This is a genomic window from Porphyromonas pasteri (genome assembly GCF_014647755.1).
Classification (GTDB): Bacteria; Bacteroidota; Bacteroidia; order Bacteroidales; family Porphyromonadaceae; genus Porphyromonas; species Porphyromonas pasteri.
The window spans coordinates 589738-608988 of sequence record NZ_BMPU01000001.1; the positions used below are offsets into that span (position 1 = coordinate 589738).

At 55.7% G+C, this 19251-nt stretch carries 13 protein-coding genes; 6 read left to right on the forward strand and 7 right to left on the reverse strand.

The window, feature by feature from the left end; translation table 11 throughout:
- Window positions 1-12: 12 nt before the first annotated feature.
- The gene (locus tag IEX77_RS02330; protein WP_188807752.1) at window positions 13-732 is read right to left on the reverse strand and encodes a 4-hydroxy-tetrahydrodipicolinate reductase; all 720 of its coding nucleotides are present in this window, start codon (window positions 730-732) and stop codon (window positions 13-15) included.
- An 898-nt stretch (window positions 733-1630) separates the two neighbouring features.
- On the opposite strand from IEX77_RS02330, the gene leuS reads away from it, so the two are divergent.
- From leuS to IEX77_RS02360, 6 genes are all read left to right on the forward strand, one after another.
- A complete protein-coding gene (gene leuS / locus IEX77_RS02335; RefSeq protein ID WP_188807526.1) occupies window positions 1631-4414 on the forward strand; it encodes a leucine--tRNA ligase in 2784 nt (927 codons plus the stop codon).
- 45 nt (window positions 4415-4459) lie between these two features.
- The gene (locus IEX77_RS02340; protein WP_188807527.1) at window positions 4460-5458 is read left to right on the forward strand and encodes a YitT family protein; all 999 of its coding nucleotides are present in this window, start codon (window positions 4460-4462) and stop codon (window positions 5456-5458) included.
- A gap of 159 nt (window positions 5459-5617) precedes the next feature.
- Entirely contained in the window at window positions 5618-6805 is a 1188-nt protein-coding gene (gene pncB / locus IEX77_RS02345) for a nicotinate phosphoribosyltransferase (RefSeq protein WP_188807528.1), read from the forward strand.
- 5 nt (window positions 6806-6810) lie between these two features.
- Window positions 6811-7422 (forward strand): nicotinate-nicotinamide nucleotide adenylyltransferase, encoded by a 612-nt coding sequence (locus IEX77_RS02350; protein WP_188807529.1) that lies wholly within the window; start codon window positions 6811-6813, stop codon window positions 7420-7422.
- A gap of 11 nt (window positions 7423-7433) precedes the next feature.
- Window positions 7434-8498: an agmatine deiminase family protein gene (locus IEX77_RS02355; protein WP_188807530.1), complete on the forward strand. Its 1065-nt coding sequence runs from the start codon at window positions 7434-7436 to the stop codon at window positions 8496-8498.
- Window positions 8499-8503: 5 nt separating this feature from the next.
- Entirely contained in the window at window positions 8504-9394 is an 891-nt protein-coding gene (locus IEX77_RS02360; protein WP_188807531.1) for a carbon-nitrogen hydrolase, read from the forward strand.
- 355 nt (window positions 9395-9749) lie between these two features.
- On the opposite strand, the gene IEX77_RS02365 is transcribed toward IEX77_RS02360, so the two are convergent.
- The 6 genes from IEX77_RS02365 to IEX77_RS02390 form a co-directional block, all read right to left on the reverse strand.
- A complete protein-coding gene (locus IEX77_RS02365) occupies window positions 9750-11351 on the reverse strand; it encodes a sialidase family protein (protein ID WP_188807532.1) in 1602 nt (533 codons plus the stop codon).
- A gap of 6 nt (window positions 11352-11357) precedes the next feature.
- Window positions 11358-14090 (reverse strand): dipeptidyl-peptidase 3 family protein, encoded by a 2733-nt coding sequence (locus IEX77_RS02370; RefSeq protein WP_188807533.1) that lies wholly within the window; start codon window positions 14088-14090, stop codon window positions 11358-11360.
- A 502-nt stretch (window positions 14091-14592) separates the two neighbouring features.
- A complete protein-coding gene (locus IEX77_RS02375) occupies window positions 14593-15114 on the reverse strand; it encodes an NAD(P)H-dependent oxidoreductase (protein WP_188807534.1) in 522 nt (173 codons plus the stop codon).
- Between the two features lie 171 nt (window positions 15115-15285).
- Entirely contained in the window at window positions 15286-16683 is a 1398-nt protein-coding gene (gene asnS, locus IEX77_RS02380) for an asparagine--tRNA ligase (protein WP_188807535.1), read from the reverse strand.
- A 50-nt stretch (window positions 16684-16733) separates the two neighbouring features.
- Window positions 16734-17975: a pseudouridine synthase gene (locus IEX77_RS02385; RefSeq protein WP_188807536.1), complete on the reverse strand. Its 1242-nt coding sequence runs from the start codon at window positions 17973-17975 to the stop codon at window positions 16734-16736.
- 275 nt (window positions 17976-18250) lie between these two features.
- Entirely contained in the window at window positions 18251-19249 is a 999-nt protein-coding gene (locus IEX77_RS02390; protein ID WP_009433021.1) for a glycoside hydrolase family 130 protein, read from the reverse strand.
- Window positions 19250-19251: the final 2 nt, after the last annotated feature.

Below are 19251 nucleotides of genomic sequence, written 5' to 3' on the forward strand. Positions count from 1 at the left end.
AGTAGTGACTACTTAGCGAAGCTGAAGGAGGTCATCCATCGTCAGCCAACCGCGGTGCGTGTAGGCGTATTCAGCTGCCAATACCGCCCCAAGAGCAAAGCCCTGACGGCCAAATGCCTCATGAGTCAGGACGATACGATCGACCTCTGAGGTATAGGTCACAGTATGTATCCCTGGGACTTCGCCCTCACGATGTGCGATGATAGGCAGGACACCTGGCTCAGGCTTATCCGTCAGCTCCCATCCATGGAGCTCAGGACGTCCAGCGAGGATAGTCTCAGCCAGCGTGATCGCCGTGCCACTGGGGGCATCAAGCTTATGGATATGGTGCGTCTCATCGAGGCTTAGGCGATAACCAGGAGCAGCCTGCATGAGCTCAGCTACACGGCGATTGATCTGTAGGAAGAGCTGGACGCCGATGCTGTAGTTGGAGGACCAAAAGAGCGTCCCCTCACCCGCCTCACAGCGCTCACGCAGCTCGGGCAACTTATCCGCCCACCCCGTTGTACCAGAGACTACGGGTACCCCGCGGTCGATAGCTCGGCGACAGTTGTCATAAGCCATCGCGGGAGCAGTGAACTCAATAGCGACATCAGCCGCAGCGAAGCGGGGATCATCGAAGAGGTGCTCCTCGTCGCGGTCAATGGTCAGCACGATCTCATGCCCTCGTGCACGGGCTATTTCTTCTATGACGTGCCCCATCTTGCCGTAGCCGATGAGTACGATCTTCAGTGCTTGCATTCGTTAGTCTCCTTTAATAAAAGCGTACAGTAGCGACTTTCACTACGGCACAATCCTTCACGCAAAGTTACAGAAAAGGGGGAATTAGCTCACTAGCTAGGACTTTCCCCCCAAGACCATAGAAGTCCCTCATGACTAATAGCACATTGATGGCGGCAGGTTGTCTTACCTAGTAGGAGGCTTATTTCACCGATTACGCGAGGAGCCGTATGAACCTATATTGGTCAGCGGGTGAACCTATATAGGATAGCGAAGAAAGCTATATAGCTTTGGATCGATTCCTATATAGCTTTGTGAAGTGACCTATATTAGGTTGTTGCTCCGCGTAGGGATAAAAGTTGTGGACGAGTAGCAGATAAGTTTGGGCTACGTACGTGGCTCTAATATCTACGTGCGTGGATATTTGGATTTACGTGCCTGGTCTTGAAGACCACGTGCATAGATACGAAAAAACCACTACGTGAAGGCGCTTTTTCCTTCGCAAGAACAGCACGTTTCCCTCCGCTGAATAAGAGGAATACTCACGATAAGGCGAAGGGCTTGTGTATCTCTTAGGTTCACCCAGCGACCAATACAGGATCGTAGTACCCATCCGAACTCTCTCATCTTCAACATCGAGGAAAAGCACAGATGTACAGTGATAAAACAGTCATTTCATCACCTCTTCTATTCCAACAATCCAATGGAGCTTTGCGCCCCCATATCACGATATGATAGGAGGCACCCCAACCATAGGTATATACCATTCACAAGGCATCCTTTACTCGTGTGAGAAAACCTTCGGTAAGAAAAGAGAGTGAGGGCATTAAAAACGGGGATGCAGTCGTAACATTTTGAAGCAAATAACGTACCTTTGCGTGTTCATTAAAGACAAGTCAACTACCTATAGATGGAATATAACTTTAGAGCTATCGAAGCACGCTGGCAAGCGTACTGGCGAGCAGAAGACGTATATCGTGTCACGGAAGACCCCAGCCGCCCCCCTTATTACGTCCTGGACATGTTCCCCTACCCCTCGGGAGCAGGCCTGCATGTCGGTCACCCATTAGGCTATATCGCCTCGGACATCTTCGCCCGCTACAAGCGACTTCGTGGCTTCAATGTACTCCATCCCATGGGTTACGATGCCTTCGGGCTTCCCGCTGAGCAGTATGCTATCCAGACAGGGCAGCACCCTGAGGTAACGACTACGGAGAACATCCGTCGCTATCGCGAACAGCTGGATCAGATTGGCTTCAGCTTTGACTGGTCGCGCGAGGTACGCACCTCCGACCCCGAATACTATAAGTGGACACAATGGGTCTTCATCCAGCTCTTCCACTCCTATTATAATAATGCTACAGACAAGGCTGCACCTATCTCCGAGCTCATCGCCCACTTCGAGGCCGAAGGGACTAAGGGGATCAATGTAGCCGAAAGCGAAGCACTCTCCTTCACCGCCGAAGAATGGCGAAGCTGGGATAAGAAAAAGCAGATGCAGACCCTGATGAACTATCGTCTGGCCTACCTCGGTGAGACAATGGTCAACTGGTGTGCTGCTCTCGGCACCGTACTGGCCAACGACGAAGTCCACGATGGAGTGAGCGAACGCGGAGGCCATCCCGTAGAGCAGAAGAAGATGCAGCAGTGGTGTCTGCGCGTCTCGGCCTATGCTGGCCGCCTACTCGACAGCCTCAACGACCTCGAATGGAGTGAATCCCTCAAGGAATCACAGCGCAACTGGATCGGTAAGAGCGAAGGTGCAGAGGTTCGCTTCCCTCTCGTGGGTGGCGATGGAGCAGAGCTCACCGTCTTCACTACGCGTGTCGATACGATCTATGGGGTTACCTTTATGGTCTTAGCCCCCGAGAGTGACTATGTACCCATGGTCACTACCGCCGAGCAGCAGGCTGCCGTAGACGAATACCTGGCAGCCACTCGCCGCCGCACTGAGCGCGATCGTCTCTCTGACCGTCGCGTCTCTGGGGTCTTCTCTGGCTCCTATGCTACTAATCCGCTGACAGGCGAAGCGATCCCCATCTGGATCAGTGACTATGTCTTAGCTGGCTATGGGACGGGAGCCGTAATGGCTGTCCCCGCTCACGACAGCCGTGACTTTGCCTTTGCTCGTCACTTCGGCCTGCCTATCATTCAGGTTGTCGTCCCCGAAGGTGAAGAAGCTACCGATCCTGCGACTTGGGAGGAATCCAAGGATAGCAAGAGCGGTGTACTCATCAACTCAGGTATCATCACTGGTCTCTCCGTCACGGATGCCATCGCCAAGATGAAGGCACACGTCACGAGCGAAGGGCTGGGACAGGTCAAGACGAACTATCGTCTACGCGACGCGATCTTCAGCCGTCAGCGCTACTGGGGTGAGCCCTTCCCCATCTATTATGATGCCGAGGGGACAGCCCATACCATCAGCGAAGATAAACTGCCCCTCTGCCTCCCCGAGGTAGATAAGTTCCTCCCCACCTCCGATGGTCAGCCCCCTCTTGGTCGTGCTAAGGGTTGGCACACCGCCGAAGGCTTCCCCTACGAGCTGAGCACAATGCCGGGCTTCGCTGGTAGCTCGGCCTATTACCTCCGCTATATGGATCCGCACAATGACAAGGCGCTTGTCGGTCGTGACAAGAATGCCTACTGGCGCCATGTAGACCTCTATGTAGGAGGTGCAGAGCATGCTACCGGCCACCTCATCTATAGCCGCTTCTGGAATAAGTTCGTCTATGACCTCGGCCTCGTCGTCGAAGACGAGCCCTTCCGTAAGCTGGTCAATCAGGGGATGATCCAGGGGCGCTCCAACTTCGTCTACCGCATCAAGGACACGAATACCTTCGTCTCCCTCGGGCTCAAGGATCAGTACGACACGACCCCCATCCACGTGGATGTGAATATCGTCTACAACGACCAGCTCGATCTCGAAGCCTTCCGTGCTTGGCGCCCCGAGTACGCTACGGCTGACTTCATCCTCGAGGATGGCAAGTACATCTGCGGATGGGCCGTCGAGAAGATGAGCAAGTCGATGTACAATGTCGTCAACCCCGATATGATCGTCGAGCGCTATGGTGCCGACACGCTCCGTCTGTATGAGATGTTCCTTGGTCCTCTTGAGCAGAGTAAGCCCTGGGACACCAATGGTATCGACGGCGTACACCGCTTCCTCCGCAAGCTGTGGGGGCTGTACTACTCTGCCGACGGCCTACGTGTCACTGACACACCCGCTACCAAGGAAGAACTCAAAAGCCTGCACAAGCTGATCCGTAAGGTGACGCAGGACGTCGAGCAGTTCTCCTTCAATACCTCCGTAGCTGCCTTCATGATCTGTATCAACGAGCTGCAGGGTCTGAAGACCGCTTCTCGCGAAGTACTCCAGCCTCTCCTCATCCTCCTCGCCCCCTTCGCTCCTCACATCGCCGAAGAGCTCTGGCATGCCATCGGTGAAGAGACGACCATCGTCGCTGCCCAGTGGCCCGAGTACGATGAGAAGCTCCTCGTCGAGGATAGCTTCAAGTACCCCGTGAGCTTCAATGGGAAGACACGCTTCACCATCGAGCTGCCACGTGAAGCGTCTCAGGATGAGATCCGCGAGGCCGTACTTTCAGCTGACGAAGCACAGAAGTGGCTCGAGGGCAAGACTCCTAAGAAGGTCATCATCGTCCCTGGCCGCATCATCAACATCGTATTATAGTAATCGCAATAGCTTAACCTCTACCAACCTCACTAACAAGTAGCAATGGCACAGAATCTCAATCTGCTGACGTTCCTCGGCCAGAAGTTCAAGGATCTCTTCCATGAACTCTCTCATCAAGCGGTCTCCAAGTACTTCTGGAAAGACCTCCTGATCGTGCTGATGGGTGTACTCCTCTACACTGTAGGCTTCAGCTTCCTCATCTATCCGCAGCGTGTCACCACCGGTGGGCTTATGGGGATCTGTAATATCATCACGATCATCACAGGGATCAAGGTCGACATCCCGTACAACATCATCAACATCAGCCTCCTTGTCATCGCCTTCCTCTTCCTGGACAAGAACTTCTTCATCAAGACCCTCATCGGGATTGGTCTCCTTGCTGTGCTCGTGCCCATCGCTACGCGTACCGCTATCCCCGACCCACGTGTCGAAGAGCTGTGGCATCTGATGGTCCTCAAGGATCAGCCTCTGCTTGCCCTCATCCTCGGGTCTATGATGTGTGGTCTCGGGCTGGGGCTCATCTTCTCTGTGAATGGTAGCTCTGGGGGGACGGATGTCATCGTCGCACTCATCAGCAAGTACCGCAATATGTCCTTCGGGCGCATCTTCGTTGCAGTAGACGGTACAGTGGTACTCTTCTCTTACTTTGCCAACGTCTATCTGGCAGACATCAAGATCGACCCGCTGGTGGCCTTTGACAAGCTCGTTATGTCCTTCATCGAAGTCGTACTCCTGGCGATGACGATGGATTGGTACACGAGTGGCAACCGCCAGTCGGTGCAGTTCATGATCTTCAGCTCGAAGTATCAAGAGATCAATGATGCGATCACCTCTCGTCTGCGTCGTGGCTGTACCCTACTCGAAGCTACAGGGGGCTACACGGGCCAGCCTCAGAAGGTCCTCCTCGTCGTAGTGCGCAAGCAGCAGTCTGTAGCTATCTCGCGCATCATCGAAGAGATTGACCCCAAGGCCTTCGTCTCCAATGGAGCTGTAAAGGGTGTCTATGGCGAAGGCTTCGAAAGCCTCAAGAAGATCAAGTAAGCCCGATCTCCCTATACCTTATAATATAAGCCCCACCCCATCAAGGCACAGAGCCGTAGGGGTGGGGCTTTATGTATCTGCCTATATCAGATAAGGTAGTGACACTATATATCCTTATCTTTGCGAGCATAACATAGTCACAAATAATACTACCACATCATGGCTATCATCCAAAGCGTATTAGATACAGACCTCTATAAGTTCACCACGAGCTATGCCTACTCCAAGCTCTATCCTCGAGCCTATGGGCAGTTCCGCTTCATAGACCGTGGGAAGACGACCTACCCTCATGGCTTTGCCGAAGAGCTAAAGAAGGAGATCCAAGAGATGTCTAAGCTCGCCCTGACTAAGGACGAGGCGAGCTTCCTATATCGCGAACTCCCCTACCTCCCCCCGACGTACATTGACTTTGTACGAGGCTTCCGCTTCGACCCCGAGGAAGTAAAGGTTGAGCAGGATGCTGAGGGGCACCTGTCTATCATCGCCGAAGGGCTGCTCTATCGCGTCACGCTGTGGGAGACGCCTATCCTTGCCCTCGTGAGCGAGCTTTACTACAAGATGCTCGGTGCCCAGCCCGATATGGAGTACACCGAGCGCACAATCATCAGCAAGGCTCGTAAGCTCGCTGAGCACGGCATCACGTTCTCAATGTTCGGTATGCGTCGTCGCTTCAGTGCTGCTATCGAAGACCGCGTGACGGAGCTTCTCAAGGAGCACGCTGCTGGTTACCTCTTCGGCACGAGCAACGTCTACTATGCTTATAAGCATGGCCTGCGTGTATCGGGGACGCATCCCCACGAGTGGATTCAGTTCCACGGCGCTATGTTCGGCTACAAGATGGCTAACTACATGGCTATGGAGGACTGGATCAATGTCTACGACGGAGACCTCGGTACGGTACTTACAGATACCTACACGACGGATGTCTTCATGCGCAACTTCAGTAAGAAGCACGCCATGCTCTTCACCAGCCTGCGCCACGACAGCGGGGATCCCCTCCAGTTCACAGAGAAAGTCATCGCTCGCTACCGTGAGCTGCGCGTAGACCCCACCATCAAGTACATCATCTTCTCTGATGGCCTCGATCCTGAGCGCGCTATCGAGATCGCCAACTATTGCAAGGGGCGTATCGGTGCCAGCTTCGGTATCGGCACGAACTTCTCCAATGACGTCGGCAATGGTGTGCGCCCTATGAACATCGTCATGAAGCTCTGGAAGTGCAAGATGACAGAGAAGGAGCGCTGGAATCCCTGCGTCAAGCTCAGCGACGTCGATGGTAAGCACACCGGTGAGCCCGAGGAGATCGAGCTCGCTCAGCGTACTCTCGGGCTGCCCGTACAGATATAGTACCTGTGGTTAGCTCACGGAGACGCGTCTGCCTTTACTTTGGCTCTTTCAATCCACTGCATCGTGCCCACCTACATCTGGCACAGTTTGCACTGGACAGCCTGCCGTGCGATGAAGTATGGCTTGTACTGAGCCCGCTCAACCCACTCAAGGATCGCGCATCACAACTCCCCTTCGCTTGGCGAGCAGACTATATACGCCGTGCCATCCAAGGTGAGCCACGCCTACGACTGATCACGCTGGAGGAGCTACTGCCGCTTCCCCACTATACGGTGCGGAGCATAAGAGCGCTACGCCTCCTCTATCCCGAATATGACTTCTCGCTCCTTATCGGGAGTGACAATCTCCGCCTCATAGACCGCTGGTATGACTACCAGCGGCTCTTGAGGATTATCCCCCTGCACGTCTATCCTCGCCCAGGCTATCCGTTGGAGGACATTGACCCTACAGCCCTTCCCGAAGCGATGCTACATCTCCACCCCGAGGCTCCACAAATGGACTTGGCTGCGACCGAGCTACGTGAAGCCGCGCTAAGTGGAGAAGACCGCAGCGCTGAGACAGCTGTCCCCGAGCTCTGGGAAGAGCTCCGAGCACAGCTTCTATCCCTACAATCCTAATAAGTATCCCTATGACCCCACGCCTAACTTTCCTCCCCGAGTGGGTGGAGCAAGACCTCGTCCTGATCTCTTGGCCCAATGAGACGATGGACTGGGCTTCGCGCTTGCCCCAAATAGAAGCTTGCTACAAGCAGATGGCTGAAAGCATCCTCGCCTACGAAGACCTCCTCATCCTCGCCAAGGATCCCGAGCACGTGCGCGGCCTCCTCTCTGACTGCGAGCACAAGCACGAGCTCTTCATCATGGAGATGGACTGCAATGATACCTGGTGCCGCGACTATGCTCCCCTCTCACTCTTACTCACGGACGAAGAGGGCAACGAGCGCCCCATGATCGTGGACTTCACCTTCAACGGCTGGGGAATGAAGTTCGCAGCCGACAAGGACAACTTGATTACGCGTGCCCTTTATCTCTCGCGTGCCTTCGTCCCCGAGACGGCATATACCAATGCCCTTAGCCTTGTCTTCGAAGGCGGCGGTATCGAAAGCGATGGCGCTGGGACGCTACTCTCGACCGAGAGCGTAATAGTCGAGCCCAACCGCAATGCGGGCGTCGATGACGAAGCGCTCCGTCAGTACCTCATTGAGATCCTTGGGGGCGAGCGTCTCCTTACGCTCACCAACGGCCAGATCGAGGGCGACGATACCGACGGGCATATCGATACGCTTGCTCGCTTCCTTACTCCGACGACCATCGCCTACGTCAGCTGCGAAGATCCTAAGGATAGCCACTACCACGAGCTGGAGCGCATGAAGAAGGAGCTCGAAGCACTGCGTACGAAGGACGGTGCTCCCTACGAGCTTATCCCTCTGCCCCTGCCTCCCGCACTGCATGATGAGGAAGGCCTGCGCATGCCCGCCACGTATGCCAACTTCCTCTTCGTCAATGGTGCGCTCCTCGTGCCCACCTACGACGTCGAGACCGATGCCGTAGCACTCGAGCGCCTGAAGGCTGCTGTACCCGACCGCGAGATCGTCGCCGTGCCCAGCCGTGCACTCATCTACCAGCATGGTAGCCTACACTGTGCCACGATGCAGTTCCCCCGTGGCTTTATGAACAAGAATAAGTGGAGATAAGACCTATGTCCGAAAAGAGAATACTTCGCGCCGGCCTCATTCAGCAGGCCAACACCGCCGACCACTCCGACAACAAGCGCCGCCTGAAGGAAGCCATCCGCTCGGCGGCAGCCCAAGGCGCTGAGTTGATCGTACTGCAAGAGCTTCACAACGGTCTTTACTTCTGCCAGACGGAGGACGTCAACGTCTTCGACCAAGCGGAGCCCATCCCTGGGCCAAGCACGGAGGAGTTCGGTGCGCTGGCTGCCGAGCTGGGGATCGTCTTAGTCCTCTCGCTCTTTGAGCGTCGTGCCGCAGGCCTGTACCACAATACCTCCGTGGTCTTGGAGCGCGACGGCTCCATCGCTGGGAAGTATCGCAAGATGCACATCCCCGATGACCCCGCCTACTACGAGAAGTTCTACTTCACCCCTGGGGATCTGGGCTTCGAGCCTATCGAGACCTCTGTCGGGACGCTCGGCATACTCGTCTGCTGGGACCAGTGGTATCCCGAAGCAGCCCGCCTCATGGCACTCTCTGGAGCCGAGATGCTCATCTACCCCACGGCTATCGGCTACGAAAGTAGCGACGTCGTGGAAGAGCAGAGCCGTCAGAGCGATGCCTGGCAGCTCGTCCAGCGCGGTCATGCCGTAGCCAATGGCCTCCCCGTGATCACGGTGAACCGTGTGGGCGAGGAAGAAGACCCATCAGGTCAGACCAAGGGTATCCGCTTCTGGGGGCGTAGCTTCGTTGCTGGCCCGCAGGGGGAATTGCTCTGCGAGCTGGGGCAGGAAGAAGCGATCCAGATCGTCGAAGTCAACCTCACCCGAAGCGAATCGGTACGCCGATGGTGGCCCTTCCTGCGCGACCGACGAATCGATTACTTCGAAGACCTTACAAAGCGCTACCGCAAGTAGTCGCCCTATCCCCTAAAAACCAAGGCGCCCCGCCCGCAGAAATACCTGCTGGCGGGGCGCTTTGCTATGCAAATGCCGAGGAAATATCACGCCATATATACGAGTATTTCACGGCGTATATACGGAGGGAAATTTCCGTATATACAGAAATATTTTTTCGTATATGCAGAAATTTATTTTCGCATATACGGAAATTTAGCGGCGCATATACGGAAGTTTTCCGCCCTATATATGGGCATTTTTGGGGCTGTATATTTGAGAAGGGCTGACTTCGCAGGCGCGAAGTCAGCCCTTTAACTCTAAGCCCATTTGCGAGAGCGAAGGAGCTTTCGTGAGTGCCTATGCCTGGGAGGCACTACTTCTTGCGAAGCGCATTACCCTTGCGGATCCAGTCAAGGCTCACACGCGTGAAGTAGATATCAAAGCAGGGGTTATCATCCTCTTCACTAATGATCCCGATCGTCCCGTCGGGGAAGATCATCAGTTCGCTATAGACCGACTCGCCACGGCAGACCTCACGCGAATAAGGCCAGGTCTTACCCTCGTCTTCGCTGAGGAAGATCTTCAGGTGGTCGCGCGTAGCGCTGGCGGGAAGGGTATGCAGAAGGAGGTTTGCATTCTTCTTGCTACCGACAGGTGCGTAGCGAGTGAAACCTCCATTGCAAGCATTACCCATCAGTTCATTCCACTGCTTGGGCTCAGACCACGTCTTGCCGCCGTCGCTGGAGTGGACGTAGGTACGCGCATTCAGGCCACTAGCACGATTGCGGCAGGAGACCAGCAGCGAGCCGTCGGAGAGCTCGACGATCTTCGACTCGTCGCCATTTACGCGAGCGGTCTCGGAGATCTGCCATGTCTTCCCCTGGTCGTCAGAGTAAGCCAAGACGTTATCAGCGCGTCCACCCCAAGCCTCCTCCGTACGGATAGCTGCGACGAAGATGATGCGGCCCGTGGAGGTAATGATCCCGTTGCCCGAAGCAAAGAAGCCTCCATACTTGAAGCGGTCACCATAGATAGACTTCGTGATATTGGTTACGGGCTCCCATGTGCGACCACCGTCGGTGCTCTTAGTAAAGTACATCTGGATAGGGAGCGGCGCATGCGAAGGATAGTGCCAAAGGCCAGCGCCACCGACCATCACCATGTAGATCGTATGTCCGTCAGTAGCCATAGCTGCGTCGCCGTAGCCATGCTCAGCCGTACCGCGAGCCACCGTGATAGGTGCACTCCACGTCTTACCATCATCTATCGAGCGCTTGATCTCCACGTCGATATCACCGGGCAGGTCATTGCCATTCTTCTTGCGGCGGTCAATGCTTGCCACGAGCGTACCATCGGAGAGACGGACGACACCGGGGATACGGTAGTGCAGTGAGCCACCTTCGCCTGGCGCCCAGACCAAGCTACGCTGCAGGACGATACCATGGCGGTGCTCCTTGGCATCGGGGAGCGTAGAGAGCTCATAGCTCGACGTCTTCAGCGCACTAAGGCGAGAGACGACCTCCCCACCCTCCTGAGCAGAAGGATCTACATCACAAACGACCCAGAAGGCATCATCGCTCGAGATCGTCGTACGTGGAGAGAGGTCGAGCTTGACGCGAGAAGCACGCTTGACGGGCGCAGTGGCTACGAGCTGCCCAGGCGTGCGGTGGTCAAAGCGATCCTTGTTCTTCGTACGGTAGAGCTTCAGCTGACGGACATCCTTAATTCGGGAGGTGCCTCTGAGATCGATCGTCACGGACTCCAGCGTAGAGCCGACAGCCACGGGGAGCGTAAACGTGAAGAGCGCTTGATCGAAGCCGCGCCCGATGAGGCTGGCATTCGTCCCATGCTCTTGATAGCGCACCAAGCTATCCGGACTGACACTCGCAAGGGCTACAGTGCTACTCGCTACTGCTGGAAGGGAAGCTCCCGAGGCAAGCAGCAGGCAAGCTGAGGCTAAGAGAAAGGTCTTCATAAAGGGCTATGATGGGTTAGTGATAAATTCTTCGAACTCAAACGTCAGGTCATCTGCGAACTCGCGCTGCACGGGAGCTTCTCCCTCGGCCCAAGCCTTGAGGAGCGGCGAGGCAAGGACTTCGCTACGTAGCTCCTCGTCCGAGCGTCCCCAGCGCTTGAGCATAAGCAAAGCCGTGCGCTGAAGAGGCGTGGGGAAAGGCACTTCGCTATCGGAGAGGATATCTAAGACTTCCGAGAGCAAGCGCTTGCGGTGCGCTTCATGCTCGATGCGGAAGCCCTGCGAGAGCCAGCGTGCTAAGATCGTAAAGGCCACGGGGAGCAAATCTTCCCAGCGCTGTGAATGCTCGGTGAAGATCCAGTCAAGCGCCCAATAGGGAGCTTCGGGTATGCGGTCAAAGAAGTGCTTCGCCAGATAGTCACGCAGCTCAGGGTTAGAGAAGGACGAGAGAGCCAGCTGCGTAGCCACTTCGTACGTCACGGCCTCCTCGGGATAGATAAGCTGCCCGATGATCTTCAGCTCACGCACATCTCGGCTGAGGATGTAGCGAGCCAGATCGGCTGACTTCGGCTGCTTCTCCGCCAGGCGAAGGATATAGTCCAGCGTAAGACCAAAGTTGATGCCGTAATAAAGCCCCTTCGAGCGCATAGACGAAGCGACCTGCCCGTCCATAGCATGTCGCAGACTTCCGCGCAGGGTCTTAGCCGCCTCCAGTGTAGCATCGGAGGGCTCGGGGTGACGAACCTGCTCAGCTGTCGTTGGGTCTTCGGGGAGCGTGGCATACTCACGGCTGTAGCGAAGCATCTGCTCGGCATAGCCTTCGGTATAGGATGCACGCACATCGATGATACCGCCCTCGGCATCGTAGACCAGCTCAAGGCGGGGATTGACAAAGCCCTTGTAGGGGGCGATATTAAGCGTAGCATAGCGACGCAGTACCTCGGTATGAAGCTCGGGATCTACGTCGATAGTGTAGCGCTCTACTAAGGCACGACCTGCAGGCTGATCTCCCTCGCTCTTGATACGCTGTACCTCGGACAGGAGTTCGGCGATGATGGGGCGAAGAGCTACATAGTCGTGGATGACGAGCTCAAGGCCGCGAAGCTCAGCAGCGCCCGAAGCAGCGGCACGCTCCAGTACGTAGCGAGCGATGAGAGCACGATTACGCATGTGGGCTTCCTCAAGGACGTGCCCTGGGCGAATACGTACAAGCTGCGTGACAAGCCCGTTGAGCAGGTAGCGATAGTAGCATGCCTTGTACGCCTCCGTATCGGGAAGAAGCCCCAACTCTACGAGACGCTCATCAGCCATATAGTATAGGGCAAAGAGGTCGGCACGTGCCTCCTCCAGCGTCGAATGGTAAGCGCCGAGGGCATCAGGCGAGACGCCGTCCAGGAGCTTTCCTGAGCCGTGGCCCAAGCATTCATGCAGGTCGGTATGTAGGTGCTCCGTCACGCCTTCGTACTTCTCGAGTAGGGCGCGGGTAGCAGGATCGGGGACGAAGGCTGCATCCATCCCGCTGTGACGAGCTGCCAAGCGGTAGGCTTCGTGGATATTGTCGATGGTGACGGACTTCGAGCCGTAGGTCGCACGTATCCAGTCAGCGTTCGGCAGGTTGATGCCGATGGGCGTGGCGGGATAAGAGTCACCGGCAAGCATAGCTACCGAGACGACTGTAGCGGATACACCGCGAGGATTCTCCTTCTTAAAGCGGGCATCGATGGGAGCATGCGCTTCGAACCACGCTGCCTCACTGCAGATCTTCGCCGTGCGCTCGCTCGCCTTCTCATCACGGATATGCACGAGCGACTCCCACATCCCCTTCATCCCGAGGGGGTCAGTATAGACTTCGGTGAAGCCATTGATAAAGTCCACGACAGGCTCCGTATCGCCGACCCAGTGGATAGAATAGCGGTTGTACTCTTCCAGATCACCCTTCTTGTAGTATTCGATGAGCGAAAGAATGGTCTTGCGCTGGGCTTCGCTCTCAGCATAAGCCGCAGCGGCCTTGAGGTGGGCGATGATTTGGCTCAAGGCCTCGCCGTAGAGTCCGTCCTGCTTGTAGACCTCTTCGTAGAGCTGGCCGTCTTCGGTCTTCGCTAAGCGGCTGTTCAGCCCCAGAGAAGGAGGCTCTTGGCGCTCCTCTTCGGTGAGGTAGTCATAAGCTGCACGGTAGAAGGCTTCGGCCTCGGCTTGCGTGACGTCGGGAGCATAGAAGTTCGCCGAAGAAGCTTGCACCAGGTCGCCTTCGCCACTCTGTACCGTGCGGCGTGGCTCACGCTCGGGGTCGAAGACCACCGCAAGGAGCTCGTCAAGCTCTCTTCCGCGGAAGCGAAGGAGCTGTCCTTTGCTTCTCTGAAGCTCTTCGATGCAGCTGCGGAGATAGGCTTCGGAGAAATGCGGCTCGAACTTCTCCGAGCCATAGTGGTGATGGATGCCTGAGGAGAACCACAGGCGGAAAAGATATTCCTCCACGCCACGGAAGTCCACACTCGTGCGATCGCCTTCGTAGCCGAGGTAGATGCCCTCGAAGAGCGCACGCAAGCGCAGGCCATAGCGCCCATTTTGGTCAAAGGTAATATCGCGGCCAGCAAGGGCAGCTTCACTTAAATGGTAAACAAAAAGCTTGCGCTCCAGTGGCAAGGCTTCGAAGCCTGGGATCTCATAGCGGAGGATCTCCACGTCGGCAAAGCGGGTCACAGAGGCCCCATGGGCACTCGTATAGGTATCTGTTTGCATCAATTCTAAGCGGATAAAGGTGTCCCCACGTCTGGGGCTTGCCTAAACAAAGATACCGAATAAGAGGGCATTCCCCGAATTTTCCCGCGGAGACAGGGGAAAAAGGCTTCGCTCCCCTTCCCACATAGGGAGCTTTCAGGAAAAAGGTATATACCTTTCGGGAAAAAGGTATATACCTTACGACAGCAAGGTATATTCCTCACGACAGCGAGGTATATTCCTCACGACAGCAAGGTATATTCCTCACGACGGCGAGGTATATTCCTCACGACAGCGAGGTATATTCCTCACGACAGCAAGGTATATTCCTCACGACAGCAAGGTATATTCCTCACGACGGCAAGGTATATTTCTCACGACGGCAAGGTATATTTCTCGCAAAGCACCCAGACTTTACTCTCTCCGCAAGTGACCTTACACAAAGCGTCGCTCCCCCACTGACGGGCTTCGTCAGTGAGGGAGCGGCGGGAGGCTTTCCCCGAAGGGAATAAAGGCAGAGATCTTAGAGCGAGCGAACGAATTCCACGACACGCTCAGCGTGTGCCTTCGCCTCAGCAGGCACGTTTGGATTCGTCAGAGCCAGCTGACCATAAAGCGGGAAGGCACCCTGATAGTCCATACCGCAGAAGCCAGCCGAAGCCTTCAGAGCAGCTGGCAGGATTTCACCAAGTTCGCCAGCGAAGGTCGCTGCGCCAGAGCCGGTCGTATAGGAGTGAATGAACTTCTTCCCACGAAGCTTGTCGCCCGTGCTACCGTAGGCGAAACCATACTGAAAGACTTCGTCCATATAGTGCTTGAGGCCTGCCGGCATGTTGAACCAGAAGATGGGATGGTGGAAGATGATGACGTCGGCTTCTACCAAGCGCTGCTGCTCAAGGGCGATATCGATCGGAGCACAGTTGGGGTAGATCTCTTCGAGATTACGAACCTCAAAGTCAGGCTGTGCCTTGAAGACGTCAAGGATAACCTTCCCAGCGTGGCTGGTGTCGTGATAAGAGTGCGAATAGATAACGAGGACTTTCATTGGGGCAAATATTTGGATGCGCTACGACGGCAGCGCAAAGAGATAATACGTGGGGGTGGACTTTAGTTCATAGCACAGTGCCCGACCAAATAGCAGTCGGGCCGACTCCCAAGGGAATCGGCCCGACTTGATTCTGTATGTGGCGCGAAGGAGCAGGTGCTCTACTGCGACTTAGAACTCAGCGTTGCGTGGCGTACGGGGGAAGGGAATGACGTCGCGGATGTTAGCCATACCCGTGACGAAGAGCAGCAGGCGCTCAAAGCCCAGCCCGAAGCCCGAGTGGGGAGCCGTACCGTAGCGACGCGAGTCGAGATACCACCAAAGGTCCTTCTCGGGAACACCAACTTCTGCAGCACGCTGTACGAGCTTGTCGTAGTCAGCTTCACGCTCGGAGCCGCCGATGATCTCCCCGATCTTGGGGAAGAGGACGTCCATACCGCGGACTGTATTGCCGTCGTCGTTGAGCTTCATATAGAAGCTCTTGATTTCCTTAGGATAGTCGGTGACGATGACAGGGCGCTGGAAGTGCTCTTCTACGAGATAGCGCTCATGTTCGCTCGCCAGGTCGGCCCCCCAGTAGATGGGGAACTCGAACTTACGACCAGCCTTGACCGCTGCCTCGAGGATCTCGATTCCCTCGGTATAGGTCATACGCTTGAAGGGCTTATCCAGTACGAAGCGCAGACGATCGATGAGCTCCTTATCAAAGTGCTCAGCAAGGAACGTCAGGTCATCCATACAGTGATCAAGAGCCCACTGCACGCAATACTTGATGAACTCCTCTGCCAGATCCATATTCTCCTGGATCTCGAGGAAAGCTACTTCGGGCTCGATCATCCAGAACTCTGCGAGGTGACGAGGCGTATTGGAGTTCTCCGCACGGAATGTTGGCCCGAAGGTGTAGATACCACCGAGTGCCAGCGCAGCCATCTCACCCTCGAGCTGACCCGAGACGGTGAGCGACGTGTGACGAGCGAAGAAGTCTTCCTTATAGTCGATCTGGCCGTCTTCGGTACGTGGGAGGTTGTCCAAGTCGAGTGTCGTGACCTGGAACATCTGCCCAGCACCTTCGGCATCACTCGCCGTGATCAGCGGCGTGTGCACATAGAAGAAGCCACGCTCGTGGAAGAATGTATGGATAGCGATCGACATGTGGTGACGCATGCGATAGATCGCCCCAAAGGTATTCGTGCGAGGACGCAGGTGGGCGATCTCACGGAGGAATTCCAGCGAGTGCCCCTTCTTCTGCAGGGGATAGGTAGCAGGATCTGCCGTCCCGAGGACTTCGAGTTCGTTTGCTTGTATTTCTACGCTTTGCCCCTGACCTTGAGAGGCGACGAGTTCGCCAACCACGCTGAGGCTTGCCCCCGTGGTGATCTTAGCGAGAAGATCAACGTCGAAGCGCGTGAGGTCGACGACGATCTGGATATTATGGATCGTCGAGCCGTCATTCAGTGCGATGAAGCTAATAGCCTTATTGCCACGGCGGGTACGGACCCAGCCCTTGACGTTCACTTGCTGTCCAACGAGTGAGCCCTGAAGAAGCTCGATGATTCTGGTACGTTTCATAGATGTATGATTGAGTGGTGTGTGCGAGGTGAGATGTCTACGAGCAGCTATTACTCAAAGGAACCCATACGCAGGTTGTTGACCTCCTGCTCGGTGAGGTAGCGCCAGCGACCTCGGGGCAGGTTCTTCTTTGTCAGGCCAGCGAAGTAGACGCGATCCAGCTTGACGACGTGGTAGCCCAGGTGCTCGAAGATACGACGGACGATACGATTACGACCTGAGTGGATCTCGATACCTACCTGGCTCAGGTCCTCTTCGCTGACGTAGCTGAGTGCGTCAGCATGGATCTCACCATCCTCGAGCTCGATACCCTCAGCGATGCGCTGCATATCCTCCACCGACACGGGCTTATCTAGCCATGCGTGGTAGATCTTCTTCTTCATGAAGGAGGGGTGCGTGAGCTTACTGGAGAGATCACCGTCATTCGTGATGAGGATGACGCCCGTCGTATTGCGGTCAAGACGACCGACAGGATAGATACGCTCTTCGCAAGCGCCCTTGACGAGATCCATCACCGTACGACGGCATTCGGGGTCGTCGCTCGTGGTTACACAGTTCTTAGGCTTATTAAGAAGGATATAGACCTTGCTCTGAGTAGAGACGCGCATACCCTTATATACGACCTCGTCAAGACGAGTAACACGTGAGCCCAGCTCCGTGACTACGACGCCATTGACCGTGATCTCACCTGCGGCGATGAGGGCATCCGCCTCGCGGCGTGAGCAGACCCCAGCGTTAGCGAGGAACTTATTGAGACGCAGATCCTGTGATGGATCAACGATCTCCTCGTACTTCACAGGCACGGGGAGCTGTGGCTGCTTCTTTTTCTTCTTTGCCTTAGGCGCTGCAGATGGACCGCCCTTCTTGGGGCCTTTGCCTGCATATTTCCCCTTATGAGGCTGACCCTCACCGGGCTGACCTGGGGCTGCAGAGCGATGGGGGCGCTCGGAGCGGTTGTAGTTGTAGCTATAGCGGCCATCAGCACGCTCTGCCTGATAGCGCTCGTCGTAGCGAGAGCGCTCTGCCGAGGAGGAGTAAGAGCCGTCGTAGTTGGAGTGCTCTGCACGCGAGGGGCGAGCAGCAGGACGTCCAGAGTGCATCTGCTGCTCCTCTTCGGAGACGATGAAGACGCGTCTGCGTCGTGTGGGGGTCCCTGAGTTAGGGGTGGATGAGATGTGCTGTCCATCGGTAGAGGCCGCAGGTACGCGTCGCGCGCGAGTAGCTGGGCGCTGGGTAGTCTCCTCGGAGCTACTGTGGTTTGGTCGAGGAGCGAACTCCTTTTCGTCTGCCATGTGGGGTCTTGTTTTGTATACTTATACTTGTCTGAGGGTGTTGAGGACAGCCTCTCGGCTCTCCACTGGTCTGTCGTCCAGATAAGCCCATCAGCCACTCACCCTCTTGGTGCAGGGCCGTATAGGGTCTGTGGGCTCCAAATATCTGTGGCAAAGATAATAAGATTATATGATATATAGAGCCCGTGAGAGCACGATAAATAAAGGCGAAGAGGCGCATAGGAGTGATATATCTATGCGCCTCTTCTTATAGGGGGAGTCTATGCTCGGAGAGCTTAGATGATCGAGTGCTTCTTCGTGAACTCGACGATCTCGTCGATATAGCCGAAGGCAAGACCCGTGACCGTATCTGCACAGCCGTAGTAGATGGCGATACGCCCCGTCTCAGCGTCGTGCAGAGCTGCACAGGGGAACGTCACGTTGGGGACATCACCCATGCACTCATACTGCTCACGAGGAGAGATGAGGTAAGGGCCTGAGCGGAACTTCACCTTCCAAGGCTCATCGAGATCAAGCAGCGCAGAGCCAAAGGCATAGACGAAGCCATTGCACGAAGCCAGTACGCCGTGGTAGATCAGGAGCCAGCCTTCGCTCGTCTCGATGGGGATAGGACCTGCACCGATCTTCGTGCACTGCCATGCGCTATCCTCGAAGGGAGCAGGAGACATGACGTGGCGGTGACGGCCCCAGTACTCGAGGTCGGGAGATTCGCTGTAGAAGATATCCCCGAAAGGCGTGTGACCATTGTCGCTGGGGCGGCTAAGCATAGCGAAGTTGCCATTCAGCTTACGAGGGAAAAGGACACCATTACGGTTGAAGGGAAGGAAGGCATTCTCCAGCTGATGGAAGGTCTTGAAGTCGAAGGTATAGGCGACACCGATCGTAGGACCGTGGTAGCCATTACACCAAGTGACATAGTAGCGGTCTTCGATGAAGACGACACGAGGGTCGTAGCCGTAGACCCACTCCCCGATCTCCTTGTCTTCGCATTCGAAGGTCAGAGGCTCAGGATTGATGTTCCAGTTGATCGCGTCATCGCTGAAACCGACGTGCAGACGCATACGGCGGTTCGTATCGTCGCAGCGGAATACCCCAGCATAGCCTTCGCCGAAGCGAACAACAGCGCTATTGAAGATGCTATTGGAGGTAGGCAGCAGGTCGCGTGGGATGATGGGATTGGCACTGTAGCGCCAGACGACATCCTTACAGCCTTCGGGACGATCTTCCCAAGGCATGTTGGGTAGGGCTTGCCCTACGATCTTAAGTTCACTCATTG

Bases quoted from the DNA above. Each gene is read 5' to 3' on its own strand.
- leuS (WP_188807526.1), top strand. From the start codon at position 1,631: ATGGAATATAACTTTAGAGCTATCGAAGCACGCTGGCAAGCGTACTGG.
- IEX77_RS02340 (WP_188807527.1), top strand. From the start codon at position 4,460: ATGGCACAGAATCTCAATCTGCTGACGTTCCTCGGCCAGAAGTTCAAG.
- pncB (WP_188807528.1), top strand. From the start codon at position 5,618: ATGGCTATCATCCAAAGCGTATTAGATACAGACCTCTATAAGTTCACC.
- IEX77_RS02355 (WP_188807530.1), top strand. From the start codon at position 7,434: ATGACCCCACGCCTAACTTTCCTCCCCGAGTGGGTGGAGCAAGACCTC.
- IEX77_RS02360 (WP_188807531.1), top strand. From the start codon at position 8,504: ATGTCCGAAAAGAGAATACTTCGCGCCGGCCTCATTCAGCAGGCCAAC.
- IEX77_RS02365 (WP_188807532.1), bottom strand. From the start codon at position 11,351: ATGAAGACCTTTCTCTTAGCCTCAGCTTGCCTGCTGCTTGCCTCGGGA.
- IEX77_RS02370 (WP_188807533.1), bottom strand. From the start codon at position 14,090: ATGCAAACAGATACCTATACGAGTGCCCATGGGGCCTCTGTGACCCGC.
- IEX77_RS02375 (WP_188807534.1), bottom strand. From the start codon at position 15,114: ATGAAAGTCCTCGTTATCTATTCGCACTCTTATCACGACACCAGCCAC.
- asnS (WP_188807535.1), bottom strand. From the start codon at position 16,683: ATGAAACGTACCAGAATCATCGAGCTTCTTCAGGGCTCACTCGTTGGA.
- IEX77_RS02385 (WP_188807536.1), bottom strand. From the start codon at position 17,975: ATGGCAGACGAAAAGGAGTTCGCTCCTCGACCAAACCACAGTAGCTCC.
- IEX77_RS02390 (WP_009433021.1), bottom strand. From the start codon at position 19,249: ATGAGTGAACTTAAGATCGTAGGGCAAGCCCTACCCAACATGCCTTGG.